Consider the following 14,128-nt stretch of genomic DNA (forward strand, 5'->3'; position numbering starts at 1 on the left):
CGCAGGGAAACGCGATTGAGCGCGGCCACCGGATCCCCCGCCGCCAGTGCTCGTGCTGCGGCGCTGATCAACGCATCCGATGCCATCGTCCGGTTTCCCTCGCCACAGGTTTGGGTGTCGCGATCAGAGACGGATTTCCCCCGCCGGCAGCACATCGATCCGCGACACCGCGCTGCTCAGGCGTCCCAGCCGGTTGTTGTGATTGGCAATGATCTGCTCGGCCGCCATGCTGCCGTTGTCCACGGTGGAATGGGCGTCCGCGGCCAGCACCACGTCATAACCCAGGGCATGGGCCTGGCGTACGGTGGCGTTGACGCAATAGTCGGTTTGCAACCCGCAGATCACCACGCGATCAATCATCCGCGCTTGCAGCAGCGACAGCAGGTCGGTCTGGTAGAAGGCGTCCGGCGTGGTCTTGCGTACTCGCAGGTCATCCGGTGCGGTCAACAGGCCATCGGCCAGTTGCCAGGCGCTGGAACCATAAGTCAGCGACCCCTCCAGCTCTTCGTGCTGGATCAGGATCACCGGCAAGCCGACGGCCCTGGCCCTGGCGCTGAGCTCGTTGATTGTCCGGATCATGCGTGGGCTGTCGAAACACTCCTCTTGGCCGCTGCACAGCGCGCTCTGGACATCGATGATCAGCAATGCGGTGTTCATGACGTTCCTCTTCAAAACGTGTTGGATCCCGACAACAGATTAACAACCTGGCGATCATTCCCTGTCGCGGATCGCTTCAAAACACTAGGCAGTATGGCCCGGTTTGCGTAGTACGCCTGTTCGCCGTCGCTTGGGTGACGCAAAAGCCAGGTTTGGGATAGGCTCGTGCGGCTCATCCCTCACCGCACAAGGACATTGCCGATGACGCTACGAATCGAACGTACGGACACCCCCACCGCAGAAGACCGCGAGGCGATCCTCGTCCCGCTGCGCGCCTACAACACGGCCAAGACCGGCGGGACGGTGCCTGAGTTGGTCGCCTGGCTGGTGCGCGACGAACACAGCGGCGAAACCGTGGGCGGGCTCTACGGTCGAGTGTTCTTTCAATGGTTTTATATCGAGTTGCTGGTGGTGCCGGAACAGGCCCGTGGCCAGGGCACCGGTTCGACGTTGATGCAGATGGCCGAAGACTTTGCCCGAGAGAAAAACTGCGTGGGCATGTGGCTGGACACCTTCGACTTCCAGGCGCCCGCGTTCTACAGGCAACTGGGCTTCACGGAAATCGGCCAGATCGACGATTACCCGCCGGGCCACCAGCGCTTCTTCTTCCAGAAGCGCCTGAGCCAGACCGAGTGAAATACAGGCTCTTGTGGACTTACTCGCGATAGCGGTGGGTCAACTGCGGTGATGTGGGCTGTGCCGGCCTCATCGCGAGCAAGCTCGCTCCCATATGGGTTGCGAGTGTTCACAGGATCTGCAAACGACACAAAAACCTGTGGGAGCGAGCCTGCTCGCGATAGCAGTGCAAGTGGTCTACAGACAAGTCGCCAACGCCGCCAACCGACGCTTGGCAACAAAGTCGTCATGCCGGGCGTAGTAGTTCAGCGCCGTGCCGGAAGCGCTGGTTTGCAGATCCACAAACGACTCGGCCGAGCGGGTGTACACGGTCATGCCACCCGTCTTGCCGGGTTGCAGATAGGCACCGGCATCGACGCCAAACACAGCTTCGTCCTGCCAGGAAAACTGCACACACTCGGCCACCACCTGCTGCGGTTTGTCCGAAGTCAATGTCTTATAGGGTGCTTGAGTACGGGCCTGGTTCATCGCCGAACCCGCGCAGCCAACCAGCAACGTTGCGGCCACGGCCACCATCAGCATTCGCATTGCGTTCACTCATAGAGAAAAAAACCGACTGTAGCACTGCGGCCTGGGCCTTCATGCTGCTTTACTGAAATTTATACGCGACACCGGGCGATGATTCGCGCAACCTGTCGCGCCATTGCCACTTGCCCGCGCGGAACAGCCCATGACACCCAATGCCGAGTTCTACAAACCCAGCACCGAATACGCTGACAAACTGATCAGCCAGATCGGCCAGACCCCGGCCTGGATCGCCAAGCGAATCGGTGTCACCGACAAGCGGATTCGCTACATCCTCGACGGCGAACGCACCGTCAAGGGCGAAACCACGCCGATACAGATGACCTACACCGAACAGTTCGCCCTCGAATGCCTGGCCGCTGCGGCCAAGGCCAGCAAGAAACAACCCCCGGCACCCAAGGAGTGACCATGGCGGCAACCGAACAGCAACATGAACGAGCGCTGGAAAAATTTCTCGATGCACGCCCCGACCTGCGCGTCGAGCTGGACAACCTCAACCCGCTGTTGGCCCAGGCCAAGGGCGAGACCGCCGCGCAGTATCGCGCCGAGCGCTTGCATGAAGCATTCGAAGCCGAGGCTGAGCACCAGGGCCTGTTCGCTTGGGAACTGACCCTGCAACTGACCGCCACCTCGCCTCAGGACTACGAAAACCAGCGCATGGAAGTCCACAAGGAGGTGGCGCAGATGGCGGGGATGGAGTGGGCGGAGTATTGCGAGTTGAATGGTCTCAAAAACCAAGGCTGAGTACTTCCTGTGGCGCTCGCCCCTTTCCTGGCAATCGCCCCCCCGTCCATAAAGCTTTATCATGGCCGCAGTTTTGCTGATCGGGTCTGTCATGAAGTTTGCCATCGCGTTGTTTTCCGCCGCCCATGCGCCCTCCTCGCGCCGCGCCCTGTTGTTTGCCCAGGCCGCGCTGGCCGGTGGGCATGAAATCGTGCGACTGTTCTTCTATCAGGATGGCGTCTTTAACGCTGCCGACAGTCTCGTAACGCCCCAGGATGAACAGGATCTGCCCCGACAGTGGCGCGCCTTTGTCAGCGACAACCAGCTCGACGGCGTGGTTTGCATCGCAGCGGCGTTGCGCCGTGGCGTGCTGAACGATGAAGAGGCCCAGCGCTACCAACGTTCGGCGGTCAGCGTCGTCGCCCCTTGGGCCTTGTCCGGCCTGGGCCAGTTGCACGATGCGATCCAGGACGCCGACCGCTTGATCTGTTTCGGAGGCGCGTAATGGCCAAATCCTTGTTACTCATCAGCCGCCAGGCTCCCTGGTCGGGCCCCGGGGCCCGGGAAGCACTGGACATCGTGCTGGCCGGCGGCGCGTTCGACCTGCCCATCGGCCTGCTGTTCCTCGACGACGGCGTCTTTCAGCTCGCCAACGGCCAGAACGCCAAGGCGCTCCAGCAAAAGGACCTGAGCGCGAACTTGCAGGCGTTGCCCATGTTTGGCGTCGAGGACCTCTACGTCTGCGCCGACAGTGCCGCCGAACGTGGCGTCGCAACCGCTGCCCTGGCGCTGGACGAGCTGAAAATACTCAGCGCGCCGCAGATCGCCGAGCTCATTGATCGTTATGACCAGGTGATCACCCTCTGATGTCGACTTTGCATGTGTTGTCTCATTCCCCCTTCGGCGATAGCCGCTTCGCCAGTTGCCTGCGGGTACTGGGCGAGCAGGACGCACTGCTGCTGTGCGGCGACGCGACATACGCCTTGCGAGCCGCCACGGTGCCGTTTGCAGAACTGCAGCGCAGAGGCCTGAAGCTTTTCGTGCTTGGCGAAGACGCACAAGCCCGGGCCCTGGACATTCCGCAATGGGCCGAGGCCATCGACTACCCGGCGTTCGTCGCGCTGTCGCTCCACCATGACAAGGTCAACACCTGGTTATGAACGTGCTGAACGTGGGCCAACGCGCCATTGCGCTGGACAAGGACGGCTACCTGGCCGATCTCAATGACTGGTCGGCCGAAGTCGCCACAGCCCTGGCGGCCGCCGAAGACATCCAGTTGAGCCCCGAACACTGGGAAGTCCTCGAACTGCTGCGCGGCTTCTACGACGAATTCCAGCTCTCCCCCGCGACCCGGCCGCTGATCAAGTACACGGCGCTGAAACTGGGCACCGACAAGGGCAACAGCCTGCACCTGAACCGATTGTTCAAAGGCACCCCCGCCAAACTCGCCGCCAAGCTGGCGGGCCTGCCCAAACCGACGAACTGCTTATGACCGACTTCCCATCGCTGACCCTTGAAACCCCGGCCGAACATCCGTTCGCCCAATTCGTGCGCATCCTCGGCAAAGGCAAGCGCGGCGCCCGTGACCTGACCCGCGAAGAAGCGCGGCAAGCCATGGGCATGGTGCTGGACGAGCAGGTTGAGGACACCCAACTCGGCGCCTTCCTGATGCTATTGCGGCACAAGGAAGAAAGCTCCGAAGAAATGGCCGGTTTCACCCAAGCCTTGCGTGAGCGCCTGCAGACCCCGGCGTTGCCGGTGGATCTGGACTGGCCGACCTACGCCGGCAAGAAGCGTCATTTACCGTGGTACCTGCTGGCGGCCAAATGCCTCGGGCAGAACGGTGTGCGGATTTTCATGCATGGCGGCGGCGCGCATACGGCGGGCCGGCTCTACACCGAGCAACTGCTTGGCTTCCTGAACATCCCTCTGTGCCGCGACTGGCAGCAAGTTGGCGCAGCGCTGGACGACGGTGGCCTGGCCTTCATGCCATTGGTGGACTGGGCACCGCAGATGCAACGGATGATCGACCTGCGCAACACCCTGGGCTTGCGTTCGCCGATCCATTCCCTGGCGCGGATCCTCAACCCCCTGGGCGCCCGTTGCGGGCTGCAAAGCATTTTCCATCCGGGCTACCAGGCGGTCCACCGCGATGCCAGCGGTTTGCTGGGAGACACCACCATCGTGATCAAGGGCGACGGTGGCGAGATCGAGATCAACCCGGACGCCGACAGCCACCTGTATGGCACCCGCGACGGTGTGAGCTGGGATGAGGAATGGCCGCGACTGGCCGAACAGCGCCACGTCAAACCGCAAAGCCTCGACCCTGAGCACCTCAAAGCCATCTGGCGAGGCGATGTGGAAGACAGCTACCCGCAACTGGCGCTGATCGCCACCATGGCCCTGGCCTTGCGCGGCCTGGGTCTGGCTCGGGAAGACGCGTTAGAGCAAGCCCGCCAATACTGGGCCGCGCGGGATCGATCGATTTAACCGATCATCAACGCCCAACCTTTGCGCTTTTTGTTCGAACCTATGGGAATAGACTCCTCTCCAACGTTTATTGGTAGAGGAGATCGAGATGGGTTTGTTAGTCGAAGGTCGCTGGCAGGACCAGTGGTATGAAAGCAAAGACGGCACCTTCCAGCGTGAACAGGCGCAACGCCGCCATTGGATCACCGCCGACGGCAGCGCCGGCCCCACGGGCGACAGCGGATTTGCCGCCGAGTCCGGGCGCTACCATTTGTATGTATCCCTGGCCTGCCCCTGGGCCCACCGGACGCTGATCTATCGCAAGCTCAAAGGCCTGCAAGACCTGATCGATGTCTCGGTGGTCAGCTACCTGATGCTGGAAAACGGCTGGACCTTCGACAAGCGCCATGGCTCCACTGGCGACAAACTCGATCACCTGGATTTCCTGCACCAGCGCTACACCGCCGATACGCCGCACTACACCGGTCGCGTCACCGTGCCAGCGCTGTGGGACAAACGGCAACAACGCATCGTCAACAACGAATCAGCGGAAATCATCCGCATGTTCAACAGCGCCTTCGACGGCTTGACCGGAAACGACCTGGACCTCTACCCCGAGCACCTGCGCAACGATATCGATGCATTGAACGAACGCATTTATCCGGCAGTGAACAATGGCGTGTACCGCGCCGGGTTCGCCACCACTCAGGCGGCCTACGAAGAAGCGTTCGATGGTTTGTTCACTGAGCTGGACCGCTTGGAAGCATTGCTGCAAACCCGACGCTACCTGGCCGGTGAATACCTGACCGAAGCCGATATCCGCCTGTTCACCACCATCATCCGCTTTGACGCGGTGTATTTCGGCCATTTCAAATGCAACCTGCGGCGCATTGCGGATTATCCGAACCTGTCGAACTGGTTGCGGGAGTTGTACCAGTGGCCGGGGATTGCCGAGACTGTGGACTTCACCCATATCCAGCGCCATTACTACGGCAGCCACAAGACCATCAACCCCAACGGAATCGTGCCCAAGGGGCCGGAGCAGGACTTCAGGGTTGCCCATGATCGGGAGCGGTTGAGTGGGAAAGGGATTTGGCGGGGGGTTGAGAACTGATCCAGGATCTTTGTTGATTCTGAAGGCCAATCGCGAGCAGGCTCGCTCCCATATGTGATCGTTGTTCAACCATGAATCTGCGGTTGTACACGATCACGGTGGGAGCGAGCCTGCTCGCGATTGGAGCGACACGGTCTGTCTAGACCTGCCCCTGAGCCCCTTCAAACCACGCCAGTTTCTCGCGCAGTTGCACCACTTCCCCAACGATCACCAGGGTCGGTGCATGAACCTCATGCTCGGCCACCATTTTCGGCAAATCTGCCAGGGTGCCGGTGAACACCCTCTGGTTGGAGGTGGTGCCTTGCTGGATCAGCGCCGCCGGTGTGTCCGCCGCGCGACCGTGCTTGATCAACTCGTCGCAGATGATCGGCAGCCCCACCAACCCCATGTAGAACACCAACGTCTGCGCCGGCGACACCAAGTCCGCCCACGGCAAGTCACTGGTGCCGTCCTTCAGATGACCGGTGATGAATCGCACCGACTGGGCATAATCGCGATGGGTCAGCGGGATCCCGGCGTAGGCCGCGCAGCCGCTGGCGGCGGTGATGCCCGGAACCACCTGGAACGGGATGCCATGGGCCGCCAGTTCTTCGATTTCTTCACCGCCACGGCCAAAGATGAACGGATCACCGCCCTTCAATCGCACCACACGTTTGCCTTGCCGGGCCAGATCGACCAATTGCTGGTTGATCTGCTCCTGGGGCACCGCGTGCTCTGAGCGACGCTTGCCGACGTAGATCCGCTCGGCGTCACGCCGGCACAGCTCAAGGATCGCCGGAGCCACCAGACGGTCGTAAAGCACCACGTCCGCCTGCTGCATCAGACGCAAGGCACGGAAGGTCAGCAGGTCCGGATCACCAGGGCCAGCGCCCACCAGATAGACTTCACCCGGTGCATTCGGCGCCTGGCCTGCAATCTTTTCACGCAACAGGCGCTCGGCCTCGGCGCCCTGCCCGGCCAACTGTCGATCAGCGATCGGCCCCTGGAACACCTCTTCCCAGAACGCGCGGCGTTGCTGCACATCCGGGAACAGCCCTTTGACCTGGCTGCGAAAACGCGCCGCCAGCCCGGCCAGTTGCCCATAGGTCGAAGGAATCCAGGTTTCCAGCTTGGCTCGGATCAACCGCGCCAGCACCGGCGCATCGCCGCCGCTGGACACCGCGATCACCAGCGGCGAGCGGTCGACAATCGCCGGGAAGATCACGCTGCACAGGGCCGGTGCGTCCACCACGTTGACCGGCACGCAACGCTTGTGGGCGTCGGCCGACACCTGAGCGTTAAGTGGCTCGTCGTCGGTGGCGGCAATGATCAGGCCGCAACCGTCCAGGTCCGCTTCCACGTAGCCACGCAGGATGCATTCACCGCCGCTGCCACTGACCAGTTCCCGCAACTGCGGTTCGATATCGGGTGCGACCACCCGCAACAACGCGCCGGCATCGGCCAACAGGCGAGACTTGCGCAAGGCAATCTCGCCGCCGCCGACCACCAGCACGCGACTGCCGCGCAGGTTGTGGAACAGTGGCAAATAGTCCATTTAGCCGATGACCTCGATGCCGCCCATGTAGGGCTTCAACACCTCGGGCACACGGATCGAACCGTCGGCCTGCTGGTAGTTTTCCAGGACCGCCACCAGGGTGCGGCCCACGGCCAGGCCGGAGCCATTGAGGGTGTGGACCAGCTCCGGCTTGCCGGTTTCCGGGTTGCGGAAACGCGCCTGCATGCGGCGGGCCTGGAAGTCGCCACAGTTGGAGCACGAAGAAATCTCGCGGTACTTGTCCTGGCTCGGGATCCAGACTTCCAGGTCGTAAGTCTTCACCGCACTGAAGCCCATGTCGCCAGTGCACAGCGCCAGGGTCCGATACGGCAGCTCCAGCAGTTGCAAGACTTTCTCGGCGTTGGCGGTCAGGCTTTCCAGCGCTTGCATGGACACCGAGGGCTCGACGATCTGCACCATCTCGACCTTGTCGAACTGATGCTGACGGATCATGCCCCGGGTATCACGGCCCGACGCCCCGGCTTCACTGCGGAAACACGGTGTGTGGGCGACGAACTTGATGGGCAGTTGCTTGGCGTCGACGATCTCGCCCGCGACGATGTTGGTCAGCGACACTTCGGCGGTAGGGATCAGGTACAGGTCGGCCTCGCCTTCGCGGCTGATCTTGAACAGGTCTTCCTCGAACTTCGGCAACTGGCCAGTGCCCTGCAAGGCTGGCGCCTGAACCAGGTAAGGCGTGTAGGCTTCTTCGTAGCCGTGCTCGGTGACGTGCAGGTTGATCATGAACTGCGCCAGGGCGCGATGCAGACGGGCAATCGGCCCGCGCAACAAGGCAAAACGGGCGCCCGACAGCTTGGCGGCGGTTTCGAAATCGAGCCAGCCGAACTTCTCGCCCAGGGCGACGTGGTCCTGCACCGGGAAATCGAAGACTTTGGGCGTGCCCCAACGGCGCACTTCGACGTTGCCGTCTTCATCTTCACCGACCGGGACCGATTCATGCGGCAGGTTGGGGATACCCAGCAGGATCGAATCCAGTTCGGTCTGGATCGCGTCCAGCTCGACCTTGCCGGCACTCAACTCACCCGCCATGCGCTCGACATCGGCCATCAGCGGTGCGATGTCTTCGCCGCGCTGCTTGGCCTGACCGATGGATTTGGAGCGCGCGTTACGTTCAGCCTGCAGGGCTTCGGTGCGGGTCTGGACGGTCTTGCGCTGTTCTTCCAGCGCTTCGATGCGCGCGACGTCCAGGGCGAAGCCACGGGATGCCAGGCGGTCCGCTACGTCCTGAAGGTTGCTACGTAACAGTTTGGAATCGAGCATGTCGGTCTCTCGTTATCAAAGTTTGGTCAGGGACAGGCCAGCCCAGGTGGCGAGCAGCCCGCCGAATACGCTGATGGCCGCGTAGCCCAGGGCCAGCGGCACCTGCCCGCTTTCCAGCAGGCGCACCGTATCCAGTGAAAAGGATGAAAAAGTCGTCAGGCCGCCAAGAAAGCCGACCAACAGCCCCGCGCGCACCTCGATGGGCACCTCGGGGCGAATCAAAAACAGACCGTATAGAACGCCGATCAGCAGACAGCCCACGATATTAACGGCCAGCGTGGCGGTATAGAAGTGCCGCGGCCAATTTGCGTTGACCCAATTGCCAGTCGCAAAGCGCAACAACGTGCCGGCAACGCCACCAGCGGAGACTGCGAGTATCAAGGGGATCAAGGTTTTCTCCGCTGCCGTGGACTCAGACGGTCCAGTTGTGCCAAATGATTGAGTTTCTCGCCGATCTTCAGTTCAAGGCCACGGGGCACCGGCTGATAGAACGGCTGGGGTTCGAGTTCTTCGGGAAAATAGTCTTCACCGGCGGCATAGGCGTCCGGTTCGTCGTGAGCGTAACGGTATTCATCGCCATAGCCCAATTGCTTCATCAGTTTGGTCGGCGCGTTGCGCAGGTGCAGCGGCACTTCCAGGGAGCCATGCTCGGTGGCGCTGCGCATCGCGGCCTTGAAGCCCATGTACACCGCATTGCTCTTTGGCGCGCAAGCCAGGTAGGTGATGGCCTGGGCTACGGCGAGTTCGCCTTCCGGGCTGCCGAGGCGTTCTTGCACATCCCAGGCCGCCAGGCACAGGCTCAGGGCGCGGGGATCGGCATTGCCGATGTCTTCGCTGGCCATGCGCACCACTCGGCGCGCCAGGTACAACGGATCGCAACCGCCGTCGATCATTCTGGCGAACCAGTACAGCGCCGCATCGGGGTTGGAGCCGCGTATGGATTTGTGCAGCGCCGAAATCTGGTCGTAGAACGCCTCACCGCCCTTGTCGAAGCGTCTACGGGTGTCGCCCAACAAGCTTTGCAGCAGTTCGACGCCGATCTCGCTGTTGTCTTCGGCCAGGTCCGAGGCGTTTTCCAGCAGGTTGAGCAAGCGCCGGCCATCGCCATCGGCGGCCGAAAACAGGATCTGGAAGCCTTCGTCACTGAGGCTCAACTGGCGCTTGCCCAGGCCGCGTTCCTCGGTCAGCGCCCGGTGCACCAGCTTGCGCATCGCCGCCTCGTCGAGGCTCTTGAGCACATAGACCCGCGCCCGGGACAGCAAGGCGTTATTGAGTTCGAACGAAGGGTTTTCGGTGGTCGCGCCAATGAAGATCAGCGTCCCGTCTTCGACGTAGGGCAGGAACGCGTCCTGCTGCGACTTGTTGAAACGGTGCACTTCATCGACAAACAGGATGGTGCGCTTGCCGTATTGCCCGGCCTGCTGCTTGGCGACTTCCACCGCCTGGCGGATTTCCTTGACCCCGGCCAGCACCGCCGAAACCGTTTCGAAGTGGGCGTCCGAGACTTCCGCCAGCAGTCGCGCCAGAGTGGTCTTGCCCACGCCCGGCGGGCCCCAGAAAATCATCGAGTGCAACACACCCTGCTCCAAGGCCTCGCGCAGAGGCTTGCCGCGGGCGAGCACATGTTCCTGGCCGACGTACTCATCCAGGTTGGTCGCGCGCAGGCGGGCGGCCAATGGCTGGGCAATCGGGGCGCTTCGAAACAGGTCCATCACTACTTATGCAACCTCCGCTGGGTCCTGGTGCCGATCCTCTCTACCGGAGCAGATCTGTGGGAGCATCTGTGGGAGCAAGGCTTGCCCGCGATACAGACACCTCGGTGCGTCTGGTAGACCGAGGCGATGCAATCGCGGGCAAGCCTTGCTCCCACAAGCCTTGCTCCCACAGGCCATTTCCGACAGGGGCTTTATGTTTACTCCTGGATCACGTCCGCACCCTTGGGGATGTCGAACTTGAACTTGGACGCAGCGATCGGCTCGTTGGCCTTGACCCCGGTGAACAGAATATTGGTGCGCTGACCGACACTGTCGATCAGTTGCATGTCGTTGACCAGACCGTTGCGAAAGGACAGGCGCAGGCTGTCGAACAGGCTGTCCCGGGTCTTGGGCTTGAGGGTGAAGTCAATCACGCCACCGGCCTCTTTGGAGCTGATGTCGAAACTCTGGCTGATCTTGGAAACATCGCCGGAGAGCAGCAACGCCGGCGTCTGGGTCAGGCGCTGATCCAGGGTCTTGATGGTGACCTGTTCCAGGTCCGGGTCCCACAGCGAGACTTTCTTGCCATCGGAAACCATCAGTTGTTCAGCCGGTGCATCGGTGTGCCAATAGAACAGGCCCGGACGCTGCAAGGCCATCTCACCGGCGGTTTCCTGCAACTGGGTACCACTGCCGTCGAGGGTCAGTTGGGAGAAGCGAGCGGTCAGGGTCTGGGAACGTTCCAGCAACTGGGTCAGGCGGGCCACGTCCTTTTCATCGGCATGGGCCGACAAGGTGGTCAGGGCCAGTACGGGCAACAGCAACATGCGAATCAGGCGCATGGGAGTCCTCTTGAAGTCGTGGGAGGTCGAGCGGCGTGTCGCCAGGCCGCTCAGGTCATTAATCGCGCATCGGGCCCGGCGCCAGTACTTCGCGCGAACCGTTGGTGTTCATCGCCGTCACGACCCCGGCCATTTCCATGGCCTCGATCATGCGTGCGGCACGGTTGTAGCCGATCTTGAGCTTGCGCTGAACGGCGGAAATCGAGGCCCGGCGGCTTTCCAGGACAAACTGCACCGCTTCGTCATAGAGCGCATCGGTTTCGGCATCGTCATCGCCACCACCGCTGCTGCCCTCAAAGCCGCTGCCGGCCTCCTCGACACCATTGAGGATGTCGTCGTTGTATTCAGGGGCGCCACGCAGTTTCCAGGCTTCAACGACCCGGTGCACTTCATCGTCGGACACGAACGCACCGTGCACACGAATCGGCAGGCTGGTGCCCGGCGGCATGTAGAGCATGTCACCGTGGCCCAGCAACTGCTCGGCGCCACCCTGGTCGATGATGGTCCGCGAGTCGATCTTGCTCGACACCTGGAACGCCATGCGGGTCGGAATGTTGGCCTTGATCAGGCCGGTGATCACGTCCACCGACGGCCGCTGCGTCGCGAGAATCAGGTGGATACCAGCGGCACGGGCCTTCTGGGCGATCCGGGCGATCAGTTCTTCGACCTTTTTGCCGACGATCATCATCATGTCGGCGAATTCGTCCACCACCACCACGATGGTCGGCAGCTTGTGCAGCAGCGGCGCTTCGTCGTGGATGTTCTCGCGGTGGTACAGCGGGTCGCTCAACGGCGTACCGGCCTCTTCGGCCTCCTTGACCTTGGCATTGAAGCCCGACAGGTTCCGCACGCCCATCTTCGCCATCAGCTTGTAGCGACGCTCCATCTCGGCAACGCTCCAGCGCAGGGCGTTGGCGGCGTCCTTCATGTCGGTCACCACCGGGCACAGCAGGTGCGGAATGCCTTCATAGATCGACAGCTCGAGCATTTTCGGGTCGATCATGATCAGCTTGGCGTCTTCCGGGCCGGACTTGAACAGGATCGACAGGATCATCGCGTTCACACCCACCGACTTACCGGAACCGGTGGTACCGGCCACCAGCAGGTGCGGCATTTTCGCCAGGTCAGTGATGACAGGCTTGCCGCCGATGTCATGGCCCAGGGCGAGGGTGACCGGCGACTTGTGGTTGTCGTATTCAGGGGTGGAGAGCACTTCGGAGAAGCGCACGATCTGCCGGTCTTCGTTGGGAATCTCGATGCCCACGGTGGTCTTGCCGGGAATCACTTCCACTACCCGCACGCTGGTCACGGCCAGAGAACGTGCCAGGTCCTTGGCCAGGTTGGCGATACGGCTGACCTTCACGCCGGCGGCCGGCTGGATTTCGTAACGGGTAATCACCGGGCCCGGGTGGATCGAATCCACCGAGACCTCGACGCCGAACTCCTTGAGCTTGATTTCCAGCAGGTGACCGACGGCCGCCAGGGATTCGGGGGAATAGTTGAGCTGTTTCTTTTCGGCCGGATCCAGGATCGAGATCGGCGGCAAGGTGCCTTCCACCGCGCTGTCAACGAACAGCGGCGCCTGTTTCTCTTTCTGCACGCGCTTGCTCTGCTCCGGCGCCTTGGCCGGAGCCATGGTGATGACCGGCGGCACCTGTTTCTCGCGCTCGGACATGTGCTTGCTCAGGGCCTGTTCACGTTCGATCAGGCGTTCCTTGACCTTGGCCTGCTCACGCTTGTCCGTGACGGTCGGGGCCACCACGTCGTGGACGCGGTCATCCACCTCGCGCAGTTGCGCCACCAGTTGCTTGCGCTCGGTGCGCGCCGCCCACCAGCGATTCATCGCTCCCTGGATCAGCTCGATCAGGTCCAGGGTGATCTTGCCGGTGACATCCATCACCTTGAACCATGACAAATCGGTGAACACCGTCAGGCCGAACAGGAACAGGGCGATGAACAGCAGCGTGCTGCCCTGGATGTTCAGGGCGTTTTTGGCCAGCTCGCCAAGACTTTCCCCCAGGGCACCGCCCGCTCCGGCCGGCAGGCCGGTGGGAGCGTGAAAATGGATATGGGCCAGCGCAGCGCCCGACAGCACCAGGAACACCAGGCCGATCAGGCGCCAGGAAAACAGCCAACCACTCCACTGCCAGGGCTCGTGGCGTTGACGGAAAATCTGATAGGCCTTGATCGCCAGCAAAAGCGGAAAGATGTAGGCGAAATAGCCCAGCACCATGAACAGGATGTCAGCGCTGTAGGAACCGGCCGGACCGCCGAAATTCTGCACATCGTCGATCTTGCTGTTGTGGCTCCAGCCCGGATCGTCCTTGCCATAGGTCAGCAAGGCCATCATCAGGAACAGGCACAAGGCGCCGATGGCGATCAACGCACCTTCCTTGAGCCGGTAGTGCAATTGCTGGCGCCAGAGCGGAACGACTGTTTTAGGTGCTGCGGTGGATTTCTTCAAAACGCTTCTTTTCCTGCGCCAAAGGCGCGTCCATCTGTTGAATGACTATAAAAAACTGCTCATCACGAGCAGGCAAAAAAGTGAATGTGCACAACCGGTACTACTTTTACCACTGTGACGTGCATCCAGAAAACCGCAGGTGTTGCCGAAGATTTTGATCTTTTGCCTCTCCTGCGCTCAAAACTCAAG

17 protein-coding genes are annotated in these 14,128 nt (G+C 61.7%); 9 read left to right on the forward strand and 8 right to left on the reverse strand.

Features of this window, described 5'->3' with window-relative positions:
• Nucleotides 1-123 precede the first annotated feature (123 nt).
• Entirely contained in the window at nucleotides 124-657 is a 534-nt protein-coding gene (locus GSM73_RS13460) for a cysteine hydrolase family protein (RefSeq protein WP_076385459.1), read from the reverse strand.
• Between the two features lie 201 nt (nucleotides 658-858).
• Between GSM73_RS13460 and GSM73_RS13465 the strand changes: the two genes are divergently transcribed.
• Nucleotides 859-1,293: an N-acetyltransferase gene (locus GSM73_RS13465; RefSeq protein WP_076385461.1), complete on the forward strand. Its 435-nt coding sequence runs from the start codon at nucleotides 859-861 to the stop codon at nucleotides 1,291-1,293.
• Between the two features lie 177 nt (nucleotides 1,294-1,470).
• Here GSM73_RS13465 and GSM73_RS13470 read toward each other — a convergent pair whose 3' ends face one another.
• Entirely contained in the window at nucleotides 1,471-1,821 is a 351-nt protein-coding gene (locus tag GSM73_RS13470) for a hypothetical protein (protein ID WP_047227705.1), read from the reverse strand.
• A gap of 142 nt (nucleotides 1,822-1,963) precedes the next feature.
• Here GSM73_RS13470 and GSM73_RS13475 point away from each other — a divergent pair, with 142 nt between their 5' ends.
• From GSM73_RS13475 to GSM73_RS13510, 8 genes are all read left to right on the forward strand, one after another.
• Nucleotides 1,964-2,224, forward strand: a complete 261-nt coding sequence (locus tag GSM73_RS13475; RefSeq protein WP_047227706.1) for a hypothetical protein — start codon at nucleotides 1,964-1,966, stop codon at nucleotides 2,222-2,224.
• A 2-nt stretch (nucleotides 2,225-2,226) separates the two neighbouring features.
• Entirely contained in the window at nucleotides 2,227-2,562 is a 336-nt protein-coding gene (locus tag GSM73_RS13480) for a DUF6388 family protein (RefSeq protein WP_076385463.1), read from the forward strand.
• Between the two features lie 91 nt (nucleotides 2,563-2,653).
• Nucleotides 2,654-3,046: a sulfurtransferase complex subunit TusD gene (gene tusD, locus GSM73_RS13485; protein ID WP_160892931.1), complete on the forward strand. Its 393-nt coding sequence runs from the start codon at nucleotides 2,654-2,656 to the stop codon at nucleotides 3,044-3,046.
• The gene (gene tusC, locus GSM73_RS13490; protein WP_107322304.1) at nucleotides 3,046-3,408 is read left to right on the forward strand and encodes a sulfurtransferase complex subunit TusC; all 363 of its coding nucleotides are present in this window, start codon (nucleotides 3,046-3,048) and stop codon (nucleotides 3,406-3,408) included. Before tusD ends, tusC begins: the two co-directional genes overlap by 1 nt.
• Complete coding sequence (gene tusB, locus GSM73_RS13495; RefSeq protein WP_107322303.1) at nucleotides 3,408-3,701, forward strand: sulfurtransferase complex subunit TusB; 294 nt, start codon at nucleotides 3,408-3,410, stop codon at nucleotides 3,699-3,701. The genes tusC and tusB overlap by 1 nt, the downstream gene beginning before the upstream one ends.
• The gene (locus GSM73_RS13500) at nucleotides 3,698-4,033 is read left to right on the forward strand and encodes a TusE/DsrC/DsvC family sulfur relay protein (protein ID WP_047227710.1); all 336 of its coding nucleotides are present in this window, start codon (nucleotides 3,698-3,700) and stop codon (nucleotides 4,031-4,033) included. Before tusB ends, GSM73_RS13500 begins: the two co-directional genes overlap by 4 nt.
• A complete protein-coding gene (locus GSM73_RS13505) occupies nucleotides 4,030-5,031 on the forward strand; it encodes a glycosyl transferase family protein (protein WP_160892933.1) in 1,002 nt (333 codons plus the stop codon). Before GSM73_RS13500 ends, GSM73_RS13505 begins: the two co-directional genes overlap by 4 nt.
• 88 nt (nucleotides 5,032-5,119) lie before the next feature.
• The gene (locus GSM73_RS13510; RefSeq protein WP_047227712.1) at nucleotides 5,120-6,124 is read left to right on the forward strand and encodes a glutathione S-transferase family protein; all 1,005 of its coding nucleotides are present in this window, start codon (nucleotides 5,120-5,122) and stop codon (nucleotides 6,122-6,124) included.
• A 139-nt stretch (nucleotides 6,125-6,263) separates the two neighbouring features.
• On the opposite strand, the gene cysG is transcribed toward GSM73_RS13510, so the two are convergent.
• From cysG to GSM73_RS13540, 6 genes are all read right to left on the reverse strand, one after another.
• Entirely contained in the window at nucleotides 6,264-7,658 is a 1,395-nt protein-coding gene (cysG, locus tag GSM73_RS13515; protein ID WP_160892935.1) for a siroheme synthase CysG, read from the reverse strand.
• Complete coding sequence (gene serS, locus GSM73_RS13520) at nucleotides 7,659-8,939, reverse strand: serine--tRNA ligase (RefSeq protein ID WP_047227714.1); 1,281 nt, start codon at nucleotides 8,937-8,939, stop codon at nucleotides 7,659-7,661.
• Nucleotides 8,940-8,954: 15 nt separating this feature from the next.
• A complete protein-coding gene (gene crcB / locus GSM73_RS13525; RefSeq protein ID WP_047227715.1) occupies nucleotides 8,955-9,329 on the reverse strand; it encodes a fluoride efflux transporter CrcB in 375 nt (124 codons plus the stop codon).
• Nucleotides 9,326-10,651 carry a replication-associated recombination protein A gene (locus GSM73_RS13530; protein ID WP_107322301.1) on the reverse strand — a complete coding sequence of 442 codons (1,326 nt, stop codon included), beginning with the start codon at nucleotides 10,649-10,651 and terminating at the stop codon, nucleotides 9,326-9,328. The genes crcB and GSM73_RS13530 overlap by 4 nt, the downstream gene beginning before the upstream one ends.
• Nucleotides 10,652-10,851: 200 nt before the next feature.
• The gene (lolA, locus tag GSM73_RS13535) at nucleotides 10,852-11,475 is read right to left on the reverse strand and encodes an outer membrane lipoprotein chaperone LolA (protein ID WP_047227717.1); all 624 of its coding nucleotides are present in this window, start codon (nucleotides 11,473-11,475) and stop codon (nucleotides 10,852-10,854) included.
• Between the two features lie 58 nt (nucleotides 11,476-11,533).
• The gene (locus GSM73_RS13540) at nucleotides 11,534-13,939 is read right to left on the reverse strand and encodes a DNA translocase FtsK (RefSeq protein WP_076385477.1); all 2,406 of its coding nucleotides are present in this window, start codon (nucleotides 13,937-13,939) and stop codon (nucleotides 11,534-11,536) included.
• Between the last annotated feature and the right edge of the window lie 189 nt (nucleotides 13,940-14,128).

Origin of the sequence: Pseudomonas sp. PICF6, from assembly GCF_009831705.1 — a bacterium.
Lineage (GTDB): Bacteria > Pseudomonadota > Gammaproteobacteria > Pseudomonadales > Pseudomonadaceae > Aquipseudomonas > Aquipseudomonas rhizophila.

Coding starts and splice junctions, on each gene's coding strand:
- GSM73_RS13460 (WP_076385459.1), bottom strand. CDS start 657: ATGAACACCGCATTGCTGATCATCGATGTCCAGAGCGCGCTGTGCAGC.
- GSM73_RS13465 (WP_076385461.1), top strand. CDS start 859: ATGACGCTACGAATCGAACGTACGGACACCCCCACCGCAGAAGACCGC.
- GSM73_RS13470 (WP_047227705.1), bottom strand. CDS start 1,821: ATGCGAATGCTGATGGTGGCCGTGGCCGCAACGTTGCTGGTTGGCTGC.
- GSM73_RS13475 (WP_047227706.1), top strand. CDS start 1,964: ATGACACCCAATGCCGAGTTCTACAAACCCAGCACCGAATACGCTGAC.
- GSM73_RS13480 (WP_076385463.1), top strand. CDS start 2,227: ATGGCGGCAACCGAACAGCAACATGAACGAGCGCTGGAAAAATTTCTC.
- tusD (WP_160892931.1), top strand. CDS start 2,654: ATGAAGTTTGCCATCGCGTTGTTTTCCGCCGCCCATGCGCCCTCCTCG.
- tusC (WP_107322304.1), top strand. CDS start 3,046: ATGGCCAAATCCTTGTTACTCATCAGCCGCCAGGCTCCCTGGTCGGGC.
- tusB (WP_107322303.1), top strand. CDS start 3,408: ATGTCGACTTTGCATGTGTTGTCTCATTCCCCCTTCGGCGATAGCCGC.
- GSM73_RS13500 (WP_047227710.1), top strand. CDS start 3,698: ATGAACGTGCTGAACGTGGGCCAACGCGCCATTGCGCTGGACAAGGAC.
- GSM73_RS13505 (WP_160892933.1), top strand. CDS start 4,030: ATGACCGACTTCCCATCGCTGACCCTTGAAACCCCGGCCGAACATCCG.
- GSM73_RS13510 (WP_047227712.1), top strand. CDS start 5,120: ATGGGTTTGTTAGTCGAAGGTCGCTGGCAGGACCAGTGGTATGAAAGC.
- cysG (WP_160892935.1), bottom strand. CDS start 7,658: ATGGACTATTTGCCACTGTTCCACAACCTGCGCGGCAGTCGCGTGCTG.
- serS (WP_047227714.1), bottom strand. CDS start 8,939: ATGCTCGATTCCAAACTGTTACGTAGCAACCTTCAGGACGTAGCGGAC.
- GSM73_RS13530 (WP_107322301.1), bottom strand. CDS start 10,651: ATGGACCTGTTTCGAAGCGCCCCGATTGCCCAGCCATTGGCCGCCCGC.
- lolA (WP_047227717.1), bottom strand. CDS start 11,475: ATGCGCCTGATTCGCATGTTGCTGTTGCCCGTACTGGCCCTGACCACC.